This is a genomic window from Micromonospora sp. NPDC047521 (genome assembly GCF_055587305.1).
In genome coordinates, this window is sequence record NZ_JBVJGN010000006.1 from 404,564 (window position 1) to 425,202 (window position 20,639).

Below are 20,639 nucleotides of genomic sequence, written 5' to 3' on the forward strand. Positions count from 1 at the left end.
CACCCGTCTAGCTTGCCGCTAACAGCAGCCCGGGGGAAGTGTCCAGTTCTCCAATGTATGTGAACGATCACTTCACGTGCGGCTGGCCCGTCCGTACCGGTTTGCGGCGTCGTAGACGTCCTGGGCGTACCGGCGCACGTCGTTGTACGACAGGATCGCGTTCCACCAGTCGCCCGGGATGCTCAGGTTGCGCCCGCCCTTGCAGAGGTAGTTCGCGGCTGCCAGGGCGGCGTCGTCGATGTCGTGCGGGTCCTTACGCCCGTCGTTGTCCGCGTCCGCGCCGATCTCCTGCCAGGTGGTCGGGATGAACTGCATAGGCCCGATCGCGTGGTCGAAGGTGGTGTCCTTGTCGAGGGCGCCGCGGTCGGTGTCGATGATCCGCATCCGGCCGCCGTTGCCGTCCAGCGGCTCACCGATGATCTCCGGCAGTGCCCTGCCGTCCTGTCCCAGCCGGGCGCCGTTGTGCGAGCCGTGCCCCGACTCGATCAGACCGATCGCGGCAAGCGTGGTCCAGCTCAACGCGCAACTGCGGTTGGTCTGGGCGAGCACCAGCTCGGCGTAGCCGTACGCCTGCATGGCGGCCGGCGGGACACCGACCTTGGCGCCGACCTGCTGGGCCCAGCCGGCGAGCGCGTCCGAGGGTCGTCCGCCGACCACCGGCGGAACGGCCGGGCCGGTCGGGAATCCGCCGGTGGGGAACCCGCCGGTCGGCCCGCCGGTGGGTACGCCGCCGCTGGGCAGGGCGGTGGGCAGCCCGCCGGAGGGCAGGCCGACCGGTGGAGCGGCGGCGGTCGGTGTCTCGGACGAGTCGGCGGCGACCGGTCGGGGGGCGCGGATGGTGGCGGGCACGAGCAGCGCGCCCGCCGCGGCGGTCGCGGCCACCAGGGCCAGCAGGAACACGCCGGGCAGGGTGAGCCGGCCACTGGGCCGGCGGGCCCAGGCCCGGGTCGCCCGGGCGGCGCTCGTCGCGGCCTGGCGTGGCGGTGGCAGCCGTACGGCGTGCGCGAACGGCACCCGGCGACGTCGCCCGGGATCGGCGACCGCCGGAACCGGAGTGGCGTCCACAGTGGTCACGGCCTGGTCTGTGAGCGGGGCACCGGCCGCACCCTCGGCCGTGCCGGTCGCGGCCTTCCCGGTGTCGGCCTTGCTGGTGTCGACCTTGTCGGTGTCGGCCTTCGCGGTCTCGGCCTTCGCGGGCTCCGCCTTCGGGGTCGTGGCCTTCGGTTCGGTCGCCGCGCTCGCGGCAGCCGGTTTGCCGGTCGGCTCGGAGGCGTCCGATCCGGTGGCCGCCTTCGCCGGGTCCGCGGTCGGCTCGGCGGCCTTCGGCTCACCGCTCGGCGTGTCGGCCGTCGGGGAGGTGGGGGACGTGGTGGTGGAACTTCCGCTCAGCCAGGGGCGGCGGGGGCGGGGCACCACCCTGGGCGCCGGATCCGGCGCGGCTCCCGAACCGTCCAACGGGCCGTCCAGCGGCGCGGACGGCCGTAGCGGTCGTACACGCGTTTCGTCCTCGCCGTCCACCACCCGTCGAGTATTACCCATGCCCCGCCGGGCGTCAGGTCCACGTACCCTGATGCCATGCCCCGGTACGAGTTCCGATGCCGCGCCTGCGGCGACACCTTCGAGGTCAACCGTCCCATGGCGGCAGCCGGCGAGCCGGCGACCTGTCCGCGGGGACACGGCGACACGGTCAAGCTTCTGTCCGCGATCGCGGTCACCGGCCGGGGCGTGGGTGGTCCGTCCGGTGGTGCCGCGGCCCCGGGTGGGGGCGGTTGCTGCGGCGGCGCCTGCGGTTGCTGAACGGGCCGGTTCGCCGCCGACTGGTGGGCTGCCCTTGCCGGGAACGGGTTCGAGTGGCACTTTGAGGCGGCACCGGGCCGGCCGTTCTCACGATGCGTGACCGCTCGGACTCAGGCAGCATGAACCCGACGTCACGGGCGGAGGTTCCACGCATGTCGCCACGGATCCAGCTCCCGAGCGGTTGGGTGACCTTCGTGTTCACCGATATCGAGGGCTCGACCCGGCTGGCCCAGCTGCTCGGCCCGGACTACCGCCCGGTGCTCGCCGAACACCGCCGGCTGCTGCGCCGGACGCTCGCCTGCACCGGCGGCTCGGAGCTGCTGACCGAGGGCGACTCGTTCTTCCTGGCCTTCGACGACGCGACGGCGGCCCTGACCGCCTGCCTGACCGCGCAGCGCGCGTTGGCGAACCACGAATGGCCCACGCCTGACGCCGCGCCCCGGGTGCGGATGGGCCTGCACACCGGCTACGCGGAGCCGCGCGACGGGGAGTACGCAAGCCCCGAGGTGCACCGGGCGGCCCGGGTGGCCGCGGCGGCGCACGGCGGGCAGGTGCTCTGCTCCGCGTCGACCGCCCGCCGGGCCGACCCGCTGCCCGCCGGTGCCACCCTGCTCGACCTGGGCCTGCACCGGCTGCGCGGGTTCGACGACCGGGAGCGGCTGTTCCAGCTCGTCGCACCGGGCCTGGAGCGGCAGTTCCCCCGTCCCCGCACCGCCGACGCGGTGGCGCACAACCTGCCCACGCAGGTGACCTCCTTCGTCGGCCGGCAGGCCGAACGCGTCGAGCTGGGCCTGCTGGTGGAACGGCACCGCCTGGTCACCGTGCTGGGTGCCGGTGGGGCGGGTAAGACCCGGCTCGCGGTCGAGCTGGCCAGCGGGATGGTCGAGGCGTACCCGGACGGGGTGTGGTTCGTCGACATCGCCTCGGTGACCGACCCGGGGTTGGTGGCGTTCGCCATCGCCGCCGTGCTCGGGCTGCGACCGGAGCCGGGCCGCCCGATGCTGGACACCCTCGTCGAGTACGCGGCCGGTCGTCGGATGCTTGTCGTGCTGGACACCTGCGACACGCAGCCGGCCGCGTGCGCGGAGGTCATCGCGCGGCTGCTCTCCGGTGGGGAAGGCGTACGGGTGCTGGCGACCAGCCGCGAGTCGTTCAGCCTGCCCGGCGAGGTGGTGTGGCGGATCCCGCCGCTCTCGGTCGATCCGCGGGCAGACGGCGCGGAGAGCGACGCGGTCGCGCTGTTGCTGGACCGTACGGCGGCGGCGCGGGGCGGCCGGCAGCCGGAACCGTCCGAGTCGGCCGACCTGCGCCGGGTGGTGCAGCGGCTCGACGGGCTGCCCCTGGCCATCGAGTTGGCGGCGGCCCGGCTGCGGGTGCTCTCCGTCGGTCAGCTCGCCGAACGGCTCGACGACGTGCTCAGCACGTTGGACGCGGGCCGGGAGGATCCGGAGCCGCCGCCTGTGGAGCGGGGCTGGTCCGGCAACCAGCAGGACACTGTGGACCTGGTGGCGGCCGCGGCCGGGGCGTCGCCGCCGACTCCGGCGAGCAGGGCGGTGCAGCGCTCGGCCACCGAACGGCACCTGACCATGCAGGCGACAGTCACCTGGTCGTACCGGACGTTGGGCCCCCGGGCCGCCCGTCTGCTGCGGTGGCTGGCGGTCTTCGCCGGCCCGGTGGACCTGGCGACTGTGGAGTGGCTGCTGGGCGACGATCCGCTGGATCCGCTGTCGGTGCTCGTGGACAAGTCGATGGTGCTGGCCGAGCCACGTGCGGCCGGCAGCACGTACCGGATGCTCGACCCGATCCGGGCGTACGCGGCGCGCAGGCTCGCCGAGGCGGGTGAGGAGCAGGCTGCCCGAGATCGGCACGTGGCCTGGTCGGCGCACGCGTTGGAGCGGGCGCATCTGGGGCCGGACGGGCGGCCGGTGACGCTGTCGCTCTACACCCTGGACCCTCTCGCAGGGGAGTTGCGGGCGGCGCTGCGGTGGTGTGCCACAGGTGGCAGCGCCCGCGCCGGCCTCGGCCTGGCCGGTGGGCTGGACCAGTGGTGGCGGGAGCGTGGCCTGGCCCGGGAGGGGCGGCTGTGGCTGTTCCGGCTGTACGGGCGGATCGCCGAGACCGGTGAGCGGATCCCGGAGGCGGAGCTGGCGGCGGCGTACCACATGCACTCCCTGCACGCCGGTGCGGACGGCGAGTTCGCCGAGGAGTTGCGCTTCTCCCAGCGGGCGGAGGCGGCGGCCCGGCAGGCCGGCGACGCCGGGTTGTTGGCGCGGGTGCTCGCCGGTCGTGCCGCGCCGCTCGTCGACATGGGGCAGTTCGCCGAGGCCGAGCGGGTGTGCCGGGAGGTCATCGACTGGGCGCACGGGCAGGACGTGGTGGGCGAGGCGTTGTTCGCGGTGTTCAGCCTGGCCGAGCTGCTGTGGCGAAGGGGCGCGCTGGAGGAGGCCGCGGACCTGCTGGGGGCGGTCCGCCCGGTGGAGGCGGCCCGGCCCGTGGAGCGGGGCCGACGGTCGGTGGACATGCTGCTCGGGATGGTCGCGCTGGCCCGGGGTGATGTGATCGCCGCGCACGAGCATCTGCTTGTGGCGTTGCGGTCGCGGATGGGTCACGGCTATCACGGCGGTGCGTGCGACACGTTGAACGCGATCGCGGTGCGCTGCGCGGCGGGCGGGAACCGGCTGACCGCGGCTCGGCTGTTCGGGGCGGCGCAGGCCACCCGGGCGAGCATGCGGGCGATGCCGGGGATCTACGGCGGCTACTGGGCCGAGCAGCAGGCGGAGCTGCGGGCCGCGTTGGGTGACGCGGCCTTCGACGACGCGTACGGCGAGGGCGCCGAGTTGGGGTTGGACGAGGCCGCCGTGCTGGCGCTCGACGTGGAACATCCGGATCTGGCGGCGGATTCGACCCGCTTCAGCACCGGGCTGTCCCAACCGACCCCCCGCAGCCCCGCCGACCCCGACCGCCACCCCGCAACCCGAACCGAACACGCCTAACCCCGCTGCCCCGCCCTGCCGGCCCCACACCCCACCCTCGCCCCTGTTGATCAAGAGATTTGCGTCAGGAGACGGGCTTCCGATGACGCAAACCTCTTGATCAACGGCGGGGAGGGGAGGGGGTGGGTGGGGTCAGGTGCGGGCGGCTGCGGCTTCGGCTTCGGCCTTCATTCGGGCGGCGCGGTCGATGTCGGCCTGCTGGACGGCGGCGACGGAGCCGAAGATGCTTACCGCCTGGTAGTAGGTCCAGGCCAGGCTGTAACAGGCCGGGCGGACGACCGAGTTGTAGGTGGTGCAGACCCGCTTCAGGTCGGCGTAGAAGGCGCTGTCGAGGCGGGACTTGTTGGCGGAGAACTGGCCGGCCGCCTTGTAGTTGCGGTAGCCGAAGTCGTGCCGGTAGCAGCCCAGGTTGAAGGTGAACCCGAGCGGGTTGTCCGGGCTGGACGAGCAGTAGTCGGTGGACCAGTCGAAGTTGTACTCGGCCCAGGGGGCCCGGTTGACCCGGGCGCTGTTCCAGGAGTTGTAGCTGGACGCGCTTGTCTGGGTCCAGCTGGACAGCACGGAGAGCTTCTCCGCGGCGGTGACGGCGGCGGCGGGGGAGGCGATGGCGAGGGTGGCGAGCAGCGCGAGCGCGCCCGAGGCGAGCAGGGTGGCGAGACGTCGGGGCACTTGTTACCTCCGCGGGGGTGAGCGGCTGGGACGGAAGTTACCGGCGGGTCACCGGGATTCGACAAGTGTCGATCAATTGATCAACCGGGTGGTATGTGCCGTGCCAACTATTGGTGACATGGGTTCAAACAGACGAAATGCCCCGGGCGCGCGGGCGCCCGGGGCATTCGAGAGAGCGGTCAGCGCCTGCTGAACGCCGGCGGGCTGGGGAGACTCTCGTTCGCCGAGCGGTCCAGCGCGGTCAGCTGGTAGGTGTAGCGACGGCCAGGCTCGGCCGTGGTGTCCACCCACGACTGCGCCGCGCCCGGCACGGCCCGGACGGTGTCGACCAGGTGCGCGGCGTCGGCCGTGGCGCACCGACCGGGCAGCGTGGTGCCGTCGAACCGGTAGATGGCGTACGAGGTGGCGGTGCCCAGCGGGCCGAGGCCGTCGGCGGGCTGACCCCAGGTGAGGCGCACCCCGTCGGCCTGCCGGGTGATCTTGGTGACCACCGGGAAGAGCAGGGGCTTGGCCGGCAGGTGCGGCATGGCCGGCACCAGCGCGGGGCGCGAGTAGTGCTCGGCGGCGTAGATGTCGGTGGCACCCAGCCGGTTGGCCCGCACCTGTACGGCGGAGAAGTGCACGTTGCCCTGCACCTCCGGGTACGACCGGTTGAGCGTCAGGTGGTCGGACAGCTCACGCGGGTTCTGCCAGAACGGCCCGTACGCCGGGTCGCCGCTCTTGTAGTCGGCCTGGCCGATGTAGAGCTGCACGCGGGTGCCGCGTACCGTCTCGGCCCACCACGGCACCAGGCGCGCGTAGTCGGCGGCCGGGTACTGGCCGATGTACCAGTAGAGCTGCGGCACCACGTAGTCGATCCACTCCTGCTTGACCCAGTTGCGGGTGTCGGCGGAGATGATGTCGTACGACTGGCTGCCCGTGGTGTCCGAGCCGAGCGGGTCGGCGGTCTTGTTGCGCCAGATGCCGAACGGGCTGACGCCGAACTTCACCCACGGCTTCGCCGCCTTGATCTTGCCGTTCATCTCCTGGATCAGCAGGTTGATGTTGTCCCGCCGCCAGTCCGCCCGGTCGGTGAAGCCCCTGTTGTACGCGGCGAAGGTGGCGTCGTCGGGCACCTGGTAGGTGCCGCTGGGGTAGGGGTAGAAGTAGTCGTCGAAGTGCACGCCGTCGATGTCGTACCGCTTGACGGCGTCCATCATCGCGGTCTGCACGAACTCGCGTACCTCGGGGATGCCTGGGTTGTAGTAGAGCCGGCTGCCGGCGACACCGGCCGGCGGGTAGGCGAAGGTCCAGTCCGGGTGCTGCCGGGCCGGGTGGTCGGGGGCGAGCAGGCTGAGGTCCGCGCCGGCGCCGCCGGGGGCCGGCATGGAGACGCGGTACGGGTTGAACCAGGCGTGGAACTCCAGGTTGCGCTTGTGCGACTCGGCGACCAGGAAGGCCAGCGGATCCCAGCCGGGGTCCTGACCCCGTACGCCGGTCAGGTATTCGGACCACGGCTCGTACGGTGACGGCCAGAGCGCGTCGGCGGTCGGCCGGACCTGGACCACCACCGCGTTGTGGTTCAGCCGCTCGGCGAGGTCGAGCAGTTCGCGGTACTCGGTCTGCTGGGCGGCGATCCGGTCCGGGCTGGTCTGGGACGCCTTGCTGGGCCAGTCGATGTTGACCACCGACGATATCCACATCGCCCGGAACTGCCGTTTCGGCGTGGCGGGGTCGGTGACGCAGGTGGTGGTGGAGGCGGAGGTGGAAGGTGCGGCGCTCGCGGGGGTGGCGGCCGCCGCGAGCGTGGCGAGCAGGGCTGTGGCCAGCCCGGCGGCCGCGAGGCGAGTTGCCTTCATGCGGTGTGTCCCTTCGTTGGGGCTCCCGTGTGATCAACGCGGCATGTCGGCAAGATTCGCCGACGGCTATCTGCCGCTGGTAGGAAATTTTCACACTCGGCCCCTAACCGCAAGGGTTCGTGGTTGACCATTCCCGCCGCTGGGTAGCAACGCCGGTCACCGGCCGCCACCGTGGTGGTCGCACGGTGGGAGGGGTGAGCGCATGTCCGTGCTGCGCACAAAACCGATCAAGGACGTGATAGCTCAGGGCGAAGCGGACGGCACCGACGGCCAGCTGGGGCTGAAGAGGCGGCTCGGTGCGATTGACCTCACCGGCTTCGGCATCGGCATCGTGATCGGCACCGGCATCTTCACTCTCACCGGGATCGAGGCCCGCGACAGCGCCGGCCCGGGTGTCGTGATCTCCTTCGCCATCGCCGGCGTCGTCGCCCTGCTCGCCGCCCTCTGCTACGCCGAGCTGGCGTCAAGCGTGCCGACCGCCGGCAGCGCCTACACCTACGCGTACGCGACGATGGGCGAGATCGTCGCCTGGATCATCGGCTGGGACCTCCTGCTGGAGTTCGCGCTCGGCGCCGCAGTGGTCGCCCGGGGCTGGTCCGGTTACCTTGCCGAACTGCTCGACCTGCCGACCCGCTGGTTCGGCGAGGAGGGCAGCACCGTCAACATCGGCGCCATCGCCATCGTGCTGATCCTCGGCATCGTCGCGATCGTCGGCATCCGCGAGTCCTCCCGGATCACCAACCTGCTGGTGCTGGTCAAGGTGGCCATCTGCGTGTTCGTGGTGGTCGCCGGGCTGTTCTTCGTCAAGGCCGCCAACCTCACCCCGTTCATCCCGCCGGCCGAGCCCGCCGGCAGCGGCGACGACGGCATCAAGCAGCCGGTCACCCAGGCGCTGTTCGGGCTGGAGCCGTCGGTCTTCGGTTTCGTCGGGGTGCTCAGCGCCGCCGCCGTGGTCTTCTTCGCGTACACCGGCTTCGAGGCAGTGGCCAACCTGGGCGAGGAGACGCGCAAGCCCAAACGGGACCTCACCCTGGGTCTGCTCGGCACGTTGCTGATCTCCACAGTGCTATACATCGGCGTCTCGCTCGTGGTCGTCGGCATGGTGCCGTACACCGAGATCGACAGGGGTGCCCCGATCGCGTCGGCCTTCGAGTCGGTGGGCGCCGGGTGGGCGGCCGTGCTGGTCTCCATCGCCGCGGTCGCCGGCCTGACCAGCGTCATCCTGGTCGACCTGGTGGCCATGGGCCGGATCGGCTTCGCCATCGCCCGGGACGGGCTGATCCCACCGTCGATCGCGAAGGTGCACCCGAGCTGGGGTACGCCGTACCGGATCTCGGCGATCATGACGGTGGCTGTCGCCCTGCTCGCCGGCTTCCTGCCGCTCTCCGCCCTGGCCGACCTGGTGAGCATCGGCGCGCTCTGCGCGTTCGTGCTGGTGTCGATCGCGGTGCCGATCCTGCGTCGCAAGCGCCCCGACCTGGAGCGGCCGTTCCGGGTGCCGTTCTCCCCGGTGCTGCCGGTCGTCTCCGCGCTTGCCTGCTTCTACCTGATGCTGAACCTGTCGGTGGAGACCTGGCTGCGGTTCCTGGCCTGGATGCTGCTCGGCGCGATCATCTACTTCGGCTACGGCTACCGCCGCAACCGGCTGGCCCGGCACGAACCGGCAGTCGCCCCGGCGCCGCGCGAACCGACCGCCTGACCGGGTGTGCGGAGGGGCCGAAACGCCCCTCCGCACGATCAGGTCAGGGGCGGGACTGCGCGGTACCGGTCGGGCCCTTGACGACCGGTTTGCCGTCGACCCAGGTCACCTCGTCCAGCCACACCTGGCGGCCCGGGTCCGTGCTGCCCTCCTGGCCGGGCGGCCAGGCGTGGTAGAGCAGCCAGGTACGGCCGTCCTTGACCACCATCGAGGCGTGCCCCGGACCCGACGCGACCTCGTTGCTCGTCAGGATCGGGTTCTCGGTGGCCTTCACGCACGGGCCGGTCGGGCTGTCGCAGACCGCGTAGCCCTCGGCGTACTCCGCCCTGTCGTAGGCGTTTGCGGCGAAGAAGAGCAACAGCCGGCCGTCCTGACGGTGGAAGAACGGCCCCTCGATCAGGGTGCCCTCCCACGGCTCGGTCTGCTTGAGCAGCTTCGTCGGCTCGCCCACAAGGGTCAGGCCGTCGTCGGCGAGACGCTGCGACCAGAGCCAGGTGTCCACCCCGATGGCGTTGCCGTCGTTCTTCCACAGCAGCCACAGACTGCCGTCGGTGTCCCGGAACGGACTGGCGTCGATCGCCCCGCCCAGCTCGGCCTGGCAGATCAGCGGGCCGTCCGCGTCGTCGGAGTACGGCCCCTGCGGCGCGCTGGCCACCGCCCGCCCGACACACTGCCGCCCGGACTCCCGGCCGGCGACCGTGTAGTAGAGGACGAACCGGTCCGGCGCCAACTCGATGACCTCGGGCGCCCACGTCTTTCCGGCGTCCGCCCACGCCGGCAGCGTCGGCAGGGCGTCCCCGGCCCCGGTCCAGTCGACCAGGTCGGTGGACGTGAGCACCGGGACGTTGCGGCCCTGCGAGTTGGTGTGGAACAGGTACCAGGTGTCGCCCACCCGGATCGCCTGCGGATCCGGGGCGTCGGTGCGGACGACCGGGTTGGTGAACATGCTGGAGTCGCTCCCGCTGCTCGTGGTGGCTGTGGGTCGGGCGTCGTCGGCGCAGCCCGATGCGAGCAGCGCGGCGGCGATGATGATCGCCGCCGCGCCGCCACGCCAGGTCCTCGTGGGGGTCACCCCTTCAGACCGCTGCGGGAGACGCCCTGGATGATGTGCCGCTGCGCCAGGACGAAGAGGATCAGCACCGGCACGCTGGCCAGCACCGCACCCGCCATGATCACCGGGTAGTCGGTCACGTACGAGCCCTGGAGCAGGCCCAGGCCCGGCGGCAGCGTCAACTTCTCCGGGCTGAACAGCACGAAGATCGGCCAGAGGAAGTCGTTCCAGTTGGTGAGGAACGACAGCACGGCCAGGGTGGCCAGCGCCGGCTTGGACAGCGGCAGCACCACCCTGTAGAAGATCTGCCACTGGTTGGCGCCGTCGAGAACTGCGGCCTCCTCCAGTTCGTTCGGCAGGGAGAGGAAGAACTGCCGCAGGAAGAACACCCCGAACGCGCTGGCCGCGCCGGGCACCACCACCACGGCGAGGGTGTCGATCCAGTTGAGCTGGTCGACGATAAGGAAGTTCGGGATGATCAGTGAGGTCGGCGGGATGAACAGCGTCCCGACGATCAACGCGAAGCTCACCCCGCGCCCGCGGAACCGCAGCCGGGCCAACGCGTACGCGGCCATCGAGGCGGTCACCAGCACCAGCAGCGAGTGCAGCGTGGCGGCCAGCATGCTGTTGAGGAACCAGCGCAGCACCGGGTTGGCCGAGTTGTTCAGGATCTGCTCGTAGCCGTACCCGGCGATCGGGTTCGGCAGCCAGCTCGGCGGGATCTCCTGGGCGGCCGTGTAGGTCTTCAGCGAGGTGATGACCATCCACACAAGCGGGGTCAGGAAGACCAGGGTCAGCGCGACCAGGATGGCGTAGAACACGACCCGGCGCGGCCCCGATGCGGAGCCGTTCGTGGTCGGCGTGGGCGTCGTCATGGCGGTCCCCTCAGTCTTCCCTGTAGCGGAAGAGGCGGAAGTTGGCGACGCTCACGACGGCCAGCATCAGGGCGAACATGATGCTCATCGCGGCGGCCTTACCGGCGTTGTTGTTCCGCAGTCCCGTCTCGACGATGAACCACACCACCGTGCGGGTCTCCGTGCCGGGCGCACCCTGGGTGATCAGGAACGACTGGCCGAACATGTTCGCCGAGGCGAGCACTGTCGTGGTGATCACGAAGAGCAGCACCGGACGCAGACCTGGCAGTGTGACGTTGCGGAACCGCTGCCACGCGTTGGCGCCGTCCATCCGGGCCGCCTCGTACAGCTCCGGCGAGATGTCCTGGAGACCGGCCAGGTAGATCACCGCGTTGAACCCGGAGGTCCACCAGACGGTCACCCCGACCAGGGAGATCCACGCCCACGGCATGTTCGTCACCCACGGGGTGTCCGCCGGCAGCCCGACCACCCCGAGGAGCCTGTTGACCAGACCCAGGTTGGCGTCGAGCAGGAACCGCCAGAGCAGGCCGATAACCGCCACACCCAGCACGTACGGCGCGAAGTAGATCGCCCGGAAGAACGTCCGGCCCGGGAACGAGCGGTTCAGCAGCAGCGCCAGCCCGAGCGGTACGACCACAAGCAGCGGCACCGACAGCACCGTGAAGATCGCGGTGGCCCGTACGCTCTGCCACCAGTCGCCGAAGATGGCGGAGTCGCTGGAGAACAGCTCCTTGTAGTTGTCCAACCCGACGAACGGCCGGTTGGGTAGCTGGAAGTCCCACTGGTGCACGCTCAGCCAGAGGCCGAGGACGATCGGCAGCAGGCCGAAGACCCCGAACAGGACCAGGTACGGGGCGAGGAACAGGTATGGCGTCGCCCGTCCGGTCCGGCCCGCCGAGGCCCGGCGGGCTGCGTTGGCCGCCGGGGGCGGCGCGTCACCGCGCGCCGCCCCGACCTCGATCACGTCCGCCACGGGTTATCAGCTCCCGTACTTCTTGCGGTTGTCCTCGAGCTGCTTGTTGGCCTTGGCCACGCCCTCGTCCAGCGCCTGCTTCGGCGACTTCTTGCCCAGCGCCGCCACGTTGAACGTGTCGTAGAACGTCGTCATGACCTCGCCGAGGCCCGGGGTCGCCGGCGGGAAGGCCGCGTACTCCAGTTCGGGGGCGAGCGCCGAGATCTCCGGCAGCGCCTTGAACTCGGCGCTCTCACGGACGTCCTTACGGGCCGGGATCTGGCCGCCCTTGGCCCAGTCCAGCGAGTGCTGGCTCAGCCAGTTGATGAAGACCTTCGCGCCGGAGATCTTGTTGGCGTTGTTGGCCCGCTGCTTCACGATCGTGAAGTTGTGCGAGTTGGCCCAGGCCGCCGGCTTGCTGCCGATCTGGGGGAGCGGCGCGACGCCCCACTGCACCTCGGGGCTCTTCTTCAGGTCGTTGATCTGCCAGATGCCGTTGAAGGTGAAGGCGTTCTTGCCGCTCTTGAACGCCAGGTACTCGGCGTCCTGGCCGACGTTGGCCGGCGAATGGCCCTGCTTGATCATGTCGACCAGCCAGGTGCACGCCTCGACCGCCGGGTCCGAGTTGAACGTCGCCTTGGTCACCTCGGCGTCGAACAGGGTGCCGCCCCACTGGTTGAGCAGGGAGTAGAAGGTCATGCCGCCGGTGAACTGGAACGGGCTGATCCAGAAGCCCTGCACACCGGCCTTCTTGAACTCGCCCAGGGCCGCCGTGAAGTCGTCCCTGGTGGTCGGCGGCTTGTTCGGGTCGAGGCCGGCCTTCTGCATGACGGCCTTGTTGTAGTAGAAGCCCAGCGGGTGCATGTCCAGCGGAATGCCGTACCGCTTGTTGTTGTAGAGCCCGCCCTTCCACACCGTGGGGGCGAAGTCCGCCTCGGACAGCTCCAGGTTCTTGGCCACGTCGTCCAGCTCGGTGATCACGCCACGCGCGGCGAAGGTGGCGAGCTGGTCCATGTGCATGACCGCGATGTCCGGGCCGTTGCCGCTGGAGGCCGCGCCGGGGAGCTTGTTGTAGTAGTCCTCCCACTGGTACGTGGCCACCGACACGGCGATGTTCTGGTGTTCGGTGTTGAACTGGTTCACCAGCGCCTTGAAGATGTCGCCGTCGCCGCCGGTGAAGCCGTTCCACAGCTTCAGGTCGACCTTGGGACCGGTGTACTCCTTGCCGCCGTTGCCGGCGGCCGGCCCGGAGGCGTTGTCGTCGCCTCCGCCGCAGCCGGCGAGGGTCAGGGTGGCCGCGGCACCGAGTCCGAGACCGAGGCCGAGCAGGCGCCGCCGGCTCATGTCGTTCTGGATCATGCTGGTATCTCTCCTTGCAGGGGGACGGGATGAATTGTGCCTGCTCAAGCCCGGTACGACCTCAGGCGCTGGTCGGGCCGAACCGCAGCACGCTCCAGGACACGGCGGGCAGGCGCACGGTGCACCTGCCGCCGTCGGGGGTGGGGGTGGGCAGGTCCCGGGGCGTCACCCGGTCGGGCTCGGCCTCGGTGTTTGTCGCCGACGGGTCGGACCCGGCGGCGATGCTCTGGAAGGACAGGCCAGCCATGCCCGGCAGCCCGCGCAGGTCGATCTCCAGCGGAAGGTCCGTCTGGTCCCGGTTGACCGCGAAGACGGTCAGCTCGCCGGTCTCCTCGTCGTGCACGGCGACGGTGTCGAGCACCGGCACGTCCCCGTACTTCTTCGTCTCGTAGCGCGGCGACACCGGCTCGGTACGCAGCACGGTGCCCCGGGCGTACCGGGCGGTCAGCGCGAACGGGTGGAAGATGCTCTGCCGCCAGGCCGGGCCGCCGTTGCGGGTGCGGATGGGCGCGATCACGTTGGCCAGCTGGGCCTGGGCGGCTACCCCGACCCGGTCGGCGTGCCGGAGCAGGGTGATCAGCAGGTCACCGACCACCACGGCGTCGACAGCTGTGAAGTCGTCCTCGATGAGGGCCGGCGCCTCGACCCAGCCGCGCCGGTCCAGGTCGGCCTGGAGGCGGGACTCGTACCAGACGTTCCACTCGTCGAAGGAGATCTTCAGCTTGCGCCTGTGCCGCTGCCGGGCGGCCACGTGGTCGGCTGTGGCGACGACCTCGTTGATGAAGTTGTCCATGTCGACGGCCGAGGCCAGGATGCTCGCCTGGTCACCGTCGGACGGGTCGTAGTAGGTGTGTGCCGAGATGTAGTCGACGTGCTCGTAGGTGTGCTCCAGCACGGTCGCCTCCCACGCGGCGAACGTGGGCATCCGCCGGTTGGAGCTGCCGCAGGCGACCAGGCTGATCGACGGGTCGATCATCTTCATCGCTCGGGCGGTCTCGGCGGCGAGCCTGCCGTACTCGTCGGCGGTCTTGTGGCCGACCTGCCACGGGCCGTCCATCTCGTTGCCCAGGCACCAGAGCCGCACCCCGTAGGGCTCTTCCGCGCCGTGCTTGCGCCGCCTGTCGGACAGCTCGGTGCCACCGGGGTGGTTGGCGTACTCCAGCAGGTCCAGGGCCTCCTGCACGCCGCGGGTGCCGAGGTTGACAGCCATCATCGGCTCGACGCCGGCCTCGGCCGCCCAGGTCATGAACTCGTCCAGCCCGAACGCGTTGGTCTCGATCGTCTTCCAGGCCAGGTCGAGCCGGCGCGGCCGGTCGCCGGCCGGACCCACCCCGTCCTCCCAGCGGTAGCCGGAGACGAAGTTGCCGCCCGGGTAGCGGACCACTGAGACGCCCAGCTCGCGGGTCAGCTCCAGCACGTCGCGACGCAGGCCGCGGGAGTCGGCGTCAGGGTGGCCGGGCTCGTAGATGCCGCCGTAGACGCACCGACCCATGTGCTCGACGAAGGAGCCGAAGAGACGTCGGTCGGCCGGCCCGATCGAGAAGGCCGGGTCGATCGTCAGTTGCGCGGTCCGCAAGGGATGCCACCTTTCGTCAGTGCCGGTGCCGGGTGACCGCAGTCACCGCTCACCCGGTGTCCACCGTTTGTACAACGTTGTAGGCAACGTTGTAAAGGGCTGCTGAAGAGGTATGGTGCGCTGGGTTACATCGGGGAGGGTGCGAAGTGCGGCACAGGCTCAAGGACGTGGCCGAGCGGGCCGGCGTGTCGGTGAAGACCGTGTCGAACGTGGTGAACGGCTATGTCCACGTCCGGCCGGACACCCGCGCCCGGGTCGAGGAGGCCATCGCCGAACTCAACTACCGGCCCAACCTCTCCGCCCGGCACCTGCGCAAGGGCCGCACCGGCGTGATCGCCCTCGCCGTACCGGAACTGGACATCCCGTACTTCGCCGAGCTGGCCCGTCACGTCGTCACCGCCGCCGCCGACTTCGGCTGGACCGTGCTGATCGACCAGACCGGCGGCGGGCGGGAGCAGGAACGGGTGGTCGCGTCCGGCATCACCGACCACCTGATCGACGGTCTGATCTTCAGCCCGCTGGCCCTCACCGCGGAGGACCTGGCCAGCCTCGACGGCACGCCCATGGTGCTGCTCGGCGAGCGGATCGACCACGGCCCGGCCGACCGTGTCGTGATCGACAACGTGGGCGCGGCCCGGGAGATCACCAGCCATCTCATCGGCCTCGGCCGGCGCCGGATCGCGGCAGTCGGCTCGCAGCGCACCGACGAGGGCGCCAGCGCCCGACTGCGGCTGGCCGGCTACGCCGACGCGCTGCGCGCCGCCGGACTTGACTACGACGAAACCCTCGTGGCGCCAGCGCCGGCCTGGCACCGCGCCGACGGCGCGGCCGCGATGCGCGGCCTGCTCACCTCCGGCGTACGCCCCGACGCGGTCTTCTGCTTCAACGACACGCTCGCACTCGGTGCCCTGCGCGCGCTGCACGAGGCAGGTCTGCGGGTGCCCGAGGACGTGGCGGTGGTCGGCTTCGACGACATCGAGGACGGCCGCTTCTCGATCCCCACCCTGAGCACCGTCGCGCCGGACAAGGCGCAGATCGCCCGGCTGGCCGTCGAGTTGCTTGCCGACCGCCTGGACGGCGACCGCGCCGCCCCGGCGAGAGAGCTCTCCGCCAGCTACCGCCTGGAGTTCCGCGAATCCACCCAGACCCCCTAGTCGAAGAAGCGGGCCAGGTGCGAGTTCGGTGCCGGGTCGGCGTCGGCGGGCAGCGGGGTCAGGTCGGCGAAGATCGAGGCACCGTCGCAGCCCGCGTGCAGCGGATACCAGCGCGGGGTGCCGGGCGGCCGGAGCTGACAGATCCCCTTGAACGTCTGCACGTCCATCAGCCGGACGTGGGTCGGGTCCGCTACCGCGTTCACGTGCCCCCACCAGGGGCTCATCACGTGCAGCACGCCGCCCGGGCGGAGCACCCGGTGGCACTCGTCGACAAGCGGCAGAAAGTCGATCAGGTGCTCCAGGATGTGCACAGCGAACAGGACGTCCACCGAGTTGTCGGCCAGCGGCAGCGAGCCGGACAGGTCCGCCACGGCATCCACCCCGGGCGCCGGGTAGATGTCCAGCCCCAGGTTGCTCGACCACTGCTTGGTCGGGCCGCAGCCGAGGTCCACCACCACCGGCTCCCGGCCACCGACGCCGACCCGGCACCAGACGCCGTACACCCCGGCCAGCCGCCCCACCAGGTCGCGGACCAGCCGCAGGTCGCCCTGCTCGGCCACCTCGCCGCTCAGATGGGCGACACCCCTGTCGAACCGGACGTCCACGGCCAGACCGCGCAGCCGGTCGTCGTGCCGGACCTGGTCCGCCCACGCCTGCGCGAGGAACTCGTCGATCGCCCGCAGCCGGTCGGCCGAGGGCGGAGTCTGTGCCAAAGCGACCATTCGGGCCACCTCCCGCCGCGCGTTACCCGCATTCGCGCCCGGTATGCCCAGCTCGTCCACCCGCCGGGGATCGGCGCGTCGCTGGTGGGCGCACCCGAACCCCGCGAGGGGCGGTTCCCTCGACGAGCCGTATACCTCTGCGTCATAGATATGACTCCCAGGTATACGCACCTACGGCACCGCAGGCCCCGCGCACGGCCCGGTCGGCCCCGCGCCGGCTCAGCCCGTGACGGTGCGACGGCTGCCGCGCATCCGCTGGCGCGGTTGCGGGGCTGCGGGCTTCGGCCGCTTCAGGTGGTAGCGGTGCAACTCGTTGTTGCCGGGCAGGGACGGGTCCTCGCTCATCGCGACCAACTCCCAGCCCTGGTCACCGGCCCGGTTGAGGTGGGCCAGTGAGGTGTCGCCGTACGGCGTCACGTCGACCATCGAGCCGTCCGGGCCGTACCAGACGAAGACGACCTCCCAGCCCAGGTCGTTTGTCGCGGCCTGGCGGCGGCGGACCAGCAGGGCGTACTCCCACTTGAGCATGGCGTCATTCTCACCCCGCGACGGCCCGCCGGCACGGATCAATCCTCGGCGATCCGCCCGCCGTCGACACGCAGCCGCCGGTTCGTCTCGATCGCCGCGAGCATCCGCCGGTCGTGGGTGACCAGCAGCAGCGTGCCCGGGTAGCTGGCCAACGCCGACTCGAGCTGTTCGATGGCCGGCAGGTCCAGGTGGTTGGTGGGCTCGTCGAGCACCAGCAGGTTGACGCCGCGACCCTGGAGCAGCGCAAGCGCCGCCCGGGTCCGCTCACCTGGGGAGAGGGTCGCCGCCGGCCGCGGCACGTGCGCCGCACGCAGCCCGAACTTGGCCAGCAGGGTCCGCGCGTCCGCCGGCGACAGGTGGGGTACGGCAGCCTGGAACGCGTCGATCAACGGCGCGTCGCCGAGGAACAACCCGCGCGCCTGGTCCACCTCGCCCACCACCACGCCCGGCCCGAGTACGGCGCTGCCCTCGTCCAGCGGCAGCCGCCCCAGCAGCGCCGCCAACAGGGTGGACTTGCCCGAGCCGTTCGCCCCGGTCACCGCCACCCGGTCCGCCCAGTCGATCTGGAGGTCGACCGGGCCGAGGGTGAACCCACCTCGGCGTACCACCGCGCCGCGAAGCGTGGCCACGACGGCACCGGCGCGGGGCGCGGCGGCGATCTCCATTCGCAGCTCCCACTCCTTGCGGGGCTCCTCCACCACGTCCAGCCGTTCGATCAGCCGGTCGGTCTGCTTGGCCTTGGCGGCCTGCTTCTCGCTCGCCTCGGCGCGGAACTTGCGGCCGATCTTGTCGTTGTCGGTGGCCTTGCGGCGGGCGTTCTTGACGCCCTTCTCCATCCAGCCCCGCTGGGTGCGCGCCCGCGCCTCCAGGCCGGCCTTCGTGTCCGCGTACTCCTCGAAGTCCGCGCGGGCGTGCCGCCGCGCGACCTCGCGCTCCTCCAGGTAGGCCGCGTAGCCGCCGCCGTAGTGGTTGATCTGCTGCTGCGGCAGGTCCAGCTCCAGCACCCGGGTCACCGTGCGGGTCAGGAACTCCCGGTCGTGACTCACAAGCACCGTGCCGGCCCGGAGCCCGGTCACGAACTCCTCCAGCCGCTCCAACCCGGCCAGGTCCAGGTCGTTCGTCGGCTCGTCGAGCAGGAACACGTCGTACCGGCTGAGCAGCAACGACGCCAACCCCGCCCGGGCGGCCTGACCGCCTGACAAGCCGGTCGTCGGGTGGTCCAGGTCGACCGCGAGCCCGAGGTCGGCGCTCACCTGCTCGGCGCGTTCGTCCAGGTCCGCGCCGCCGAGGGCGAGCCAGCGCTCCAGCGCGTCGGCGTACGCGTCGTCCGCTCCGGCCGCCCCGGCGGTCAGCGCCTCGGTCGCCGCGTCCAGGGCCGCCTGCGCGGCGGTCACGCCGGTCCGGCGGGCCAGGAAGTCGCGTACCGTCTCGCCCGGCCGCCGCTCCGGCTCCTGCGGCAGGTGCCCGACGGTCGCGGTGGGCGGGCTGAGCCGGACGCTGCCGGCCTCGACCGGCAGCAACCCGGCGAGGGTACGCAGCAGCGTCGACTTGCCGGCCCCGTTCGGCCCGACCAGGCCGATCACGTCGCCGGGGGCGACCACCAGGTCCAGCCCGGCGAAGAGTGAGCGGTCGCCGTGCCCGGCGGCCAGGTCCTTGACGATCATCGTGGCGCTCATCAGGACGGCAGCCTATCCGGCTGCCCGCATACGAACCGACGGCAGCGGGCAGACTCAACGGCGTGGTGACCACACTGGCGATCGACTGTGGCGGCGGGGGCATCAAGGCGTCCGTGCTCGACGAGGCGGGCACGATGCGCGCCCGGCCGCTGCGGGTGCCGACCCCGTACCCGCTGCCGCCCGCCCTGTTCGTCCGGACCCTGCTGGATCTGGGCGCCCGGCTGCCGACCGCGGACCGGCTGACGGTCGGCGTACCCGGGATGATCAGGCACGGCGTGGTGGTCGCCACGCCGCACTACGTGACACGCAGCGGCCCCCGCAGCCGGGTCGACCCGGACCTGCTGGCCGAATGGTCCGGCTGGGACGCGCGGGGCGCGCTCGCCGACGCGTTCGGGGTGCCGGCGCTGGTGCTCAACGACGCCGAGGTGCACGGGGCCGGTGTGGTCGCCGGGACGGGCTGCGAGCTGGTGCTGACCCTGGGCACCGGGCTGGGCAGCGCCCTCTACGACGGCGGGATCCTCGCGCCGCACCTGGAGCTGTCGCACGCGCCGGTGCGCTGGGGCACCACCTACGACACGTACGTCGGGGAGCCCGAGCGCCGCCGGCTCGGCGACGCCTTCTGGTCGCGCCGCATCCGGCAGGTGGTGGACGGGCTGCGCCCGGTGTTCCGCTGGGACCGGCTCTACCTGGGCGGGGGCAACTCGCGGCTGATCCGGCCCGAGCAGCTCACCCGGATGGGCGACGACGTGGTGGTGGTGCCCAACACGGCGGGGATCGTCGGCGGCGTGCGCGCCTGGGAGTTGGCCGCCGGCCGCCGGGACGCCCGAACCTGACGCGATCTCGACCCCGGGAACAGTCGCCAAACGCCAGGTGTTGTGCCAGCGTCGGAACAGGTGACGGTGCGACCCGAGGAGGTGGGCAGATGGATCTTCTGGCGGACTACCGGCGGGCGACCATGTTCTTCGAGACCGGTGACCCGAGCGGGGCGGCCCGACTGCTGGAGCCGATCGTCGACGCCGAACCCGGCAACGCGGCGGTCCGGCAGCTGCTGGCCCGGGCGTACTTCCAGTCGGCCCAGCTCAACCGGGCCGAGGAGCACCTGCGGGAGCTGGTCGATCGGGACCCGAGCGACCACTACGCGCACCACGTGCTCGGTCGGACGTTGGAACGGCTGAACCGGCCCACCGACGCGCTGCGGCACCTGCGGATCGCCGCCGCCATGTACGCGGCGAACGACGACTACCGGGTGGCGCTGGAGCGGGTCGAAGCCCGCGTGGGCGGCACCCGCTGAACGCGAAACCGGTGACGGACAAGGGGCGGCCCTGCGGGGCCGCCCCTCCGTCGTCCGGCGGGCGACCCGACGGGGGTGCCTAGGATGGCGGACATGGGACCTGACCGGCCGGGGGCTGCGGCATGAAGCTCAAGCTGGACCTGCACGAGATCTTCAACAAGGGGCAGGACATCGACCGCGCGCTGCGCGGGATCATGGACGAGGCGGTGGCGAAGAAGGCCACCCTCGTGGAGATCATCCCCGGCAAGGGGTCGGGCCAGCTCAAGAAGCGGGTGCTGCGGTTCCTCGACCAGAAGGACGTCAAACAGCTCTACCACCGGGTGGAGAAGGACTCGAAGAACTTCGGTCGCCTCTTCGTCCACTTCCGCTGGAAATAGCGACCGCAGGGCCTCTGACCTGCGTCTCAAGGCTCTGCCAAGGCCGTCGAACCATGATCATGCCGTGTCCAGGCCGTCAAGG

General features: G+C 71.3%; 18 protein-coding genes. 7 read left to right on the forward strand and 11 right to left on the reverse strand.

All coding sequences use genetic code 11. The annotated features are described in order from the left end of the window. Positions 1-72 precede the first annotated feature (72 nt). Positions 73-1,521, reverse strand: a complete 1,449-nt coding sequence (locus ACZ6N8_RS16945; RefSeq protein WP_466010858.1) for a lytic murein transglycosylase — start codon at positions 1,519-1,521, stop codon at positions 73-75. Positions 1,522-1,575: 54 nt separating this feature from the next. Here ACZ6N8_RS16945 and ACZ6N8_RS16950 point away from each other — a divergent pair, with 54 nt between their 5' ends. Continuing rightward, positions 1,576-1,797: an FmdB family zinc ribbon protein gene (locus tag ACZ6N8_RS16950; protein ID WP_466010860.1), complete on the forward strand. Its 222-nt coding sequence runs from the start codon at positions 1,576-1,578 to the stop codon at positions 1,795-1,797. Positions 1,798-1,949: 152 nt separating this feature from the next. Beyond that, positions 1,950-4,790 (forward strand): ATP-binding protein, encoded by a 2,841-nt coding sequence (locus ACZ6N8_RS16955; RefSeq protein WP_466010862.1) that lies wholly within the window; start codon positions 1,950-1,952, stop codon positions 4,788-4,790. 132 nt (positions 4,791-4,922) lie between these two features. Here the strand turns inward: ACZ6N8_RS16955 and ACZ6N8_RS16960 are convergent, their stop codons facing one another. Both ACZ6N8_RS16960 and ACZ6N8_RS16965 read right to left on the reverse strand, forming a co-directional pair. Continuing rightward, positions 4,923-5,459 (reverse strand): phospholipase, encoded by a 537-nt coding sequence (locus ACZ6N8_RS16960; RefSeq protein WP_466010864.1) that lies wholly within the window; start codon positions 5,457-5,459, stop codon positions 4,923-4,925. A 179-nt stretch (positions 5,460-5,638) separates the two neighbouring features. Next, positions 5,639-7,297: a glycoside hydrolase family 10-like protein gene (locus ACZ6N8_RS16965; RefSeq protein ID WP_466010866.1), complete on the reverse strand. Its 1,659-nt coding sequence runs from the start codon at positions 7,295-7,297 to the stop codon at positions 5,639-5,641. A gap of 202 nt (positions 7,298-7,499) precedes the next feature. Between ACZ6N8_RS16965 and ACZ6N8_RS16970 the strand changes: the two genes are divergently transcribed. Further along, on the forward strand, positions 7,500-8,996 hold the full coding sequence (locus ACZ6N8_RS16970; RefSeq protein ID WP_466010868.1) for an amino acid permease: 1,497 nt from the start codon (positions 7,500-7,502) through the stop codon (positions 8,994-8,996). A 43-nt stretch (positions 8,997-9,039) separates the two neighbouring features. On the opposite strand, the gene ACZ6N8_RS16975 is transcribed toward ACZ6N8_RS16970, so the two are convergent. From ACZ6N8_RS16975 to arfA, 5 genes are all read right to left on the reverse strand, one after another. Next, positions 9,040-10,068: a glycoside hydrolase family 43 protein gene (locus tag ACZ6N8_RS16975; RefSeq protein WP_466010869.1), complete on the reverse strand. Its 1,029-nt coding sequence runs from the start codon at positions 10,066-10,068 to the stop codon at positions 9,040-9,042. Continuing rightward, positions 10,065-10,922, reverse strand: coding sequence for a carbohydrate ABC transporter permease (locus ACZ6N8_RS16980; protein WP_466010871.1), 858 nt, complete (start codon positions 10,920-10,922; stop codon positions 10,065-10,067). The genes ACZ6N8_RS16975 and ACZ6N8_RS16980 overlap by 4 nt, the downstream gene beginning before the upstream one ends. Before the next feature lie 10 nt (positions 10,923-10,932). Continuing rightward, entirely contained in the window at positions 10,933-11,895 is a 963-nt protein-coding gene (locus ACZ6N8_RS16985; RefSeq protein WP_466010873.1) for a carbohydrate ABC transporter permease, read from the reverse strand. 6 nt (positions 11,896-11,901) lie between these two features. Continuing rightward, positions 11,902-13,233, reverse strand: a complete 1,332-nt coding sequence (locus ACZ6N8_RS16990) for an ABC transporter substrate-binding protein (protein WP_466010875.1) — start codon at positions 13,231-13,233, stop codon at positions 11,902-11,904. A 61-nt stretch (positions 13,234-13,294) separates the two neighbouring features. After that, the gene (gene arfA / locus ACZ6N8_RS16995; protein ID WP_466010876.1) at positions 13,295-14,809 is read right to left on the reverse strand and encodes an arabinosylfuranosidase ArfA; all 1,515 of its coding nucleotides are present in this window, start codon (positions 14,807-14,809) and stop codon (positions 13,295-13,297) included. 146 nt (positions 14,810-14,955) lie between these two features. Between arfA and ACZ6N8_RS17000 the strand changes: the two genes are divergently transcribed. Next, positions 14,956-15,963 (forward strand): LacI family DNA-binding transcriptional regulator, encoded by a 1,008-nt coding sequence (locus ACZ6N8_RS17000; protein WP_466010878.1) that lies wholly within the window; start codon positions 14,956-14,958, stop codon positions 15,961-15,963. On the opposite strand, the gene ACZ6N8_RS17005 is transcribed toward ACZ6N8_RS17000, so the two are convergent. The 3 genes from ACZ6N8_RS17005 to ACZ6N8_RS17015 all read right to left on the reverse strand — a co-directional run bounded on the left by ACZ6N8_RS17005 (position 15,960) and on the right by ACZ6N8_RS17015 (position 18,889). After that, positions 15,960-16,685 carry a methyltransferase domain-containing protein gene (locus tag ACZ6N8_RS17005; RefSeq protein ID WP_466010880.1) on the reverse strand — a complete coding sequence of 242 codons (726 nt, stop codon included), beginning with the start codon at positions 16,683-16,685 and terminating at the stop codon, positions 15,960-15,962. The two genes, ACZ6N8_RS17000 and ACZ6N8_RS17005, sit on opposite strands and share 4 nt — an antisense overlap. A 219-nt stretch (positions 16,686-16,904) precedes the next feature. Next, positions 16,905-17,213 carry a hypothetical protein gene (locus ACZ6N8_RS17010; protein WP_387115285.1) on the reverse strand — a complete coding sequence of 103 codons (309 nt, stop codon included), beginning with the start codon at positions 17,211-17,213 and terminating at the stop codon, positions 16,905-16,907. A gap of 38 nt (positions 17,214-17,251) precedes the next feature. Next, the gene (locus tag ACZ6N8_RS17015; protein ID WP_466010882.1) at positions 17,252-18,889 is read right to left on the reverse strand and encodes an ABC-F family ATP-binding cassette domain-containing protein; all 1,638 of its coding nucleotides are present in this window, start codon (positions 18,887-18,889) and stop codon (positions 17,252-17,254) included. 62 nt (positions 18,890-18,951) lie between these two features. Between ACZ6N8_RS17015 and ACZ6N8_RS17020 the strand changes: the two genes are divergently transcribed. From ACZ6N8_RS17020 to ACZ6N8_RS17030, 3 genes are all read left to right on the forward strand, one after another. After that, positions 18,952-19,722, forward strand: a complete 771-nt coding sequence (locus ACZ6N8_RS17020) for an ROK family protein (protein ID WP_466010884.1) — start codon at positions 18,952-18,954, stop codon at positions 19,720-19,722. Between the two features lie 89 nt (positions 19,723-19,811). Beyond that, a complete protein-coding gene (locus ACZ6N8_RS17025) occupies positions 19,812-20,180 on the forward strand; it encodes a tetratricopeptide repeat protein (protein ID WP_139587882.1) in 369 nt (122 codons plus the stop codon). 122 nt (positions 20,181-20,302) lie between these two features. Then, positions 20,303-20,557, forward strand: coding sequence for a Smr/MutS family protein (locus ACZ6N8_RS17030; protein WP_007465523.1), 255 nt, complete (start codon positions 20,303-20,305; stop codon positions 20,555-20,557). Positions 20,558-20,639: the final 82 nt, after the last annotated feature.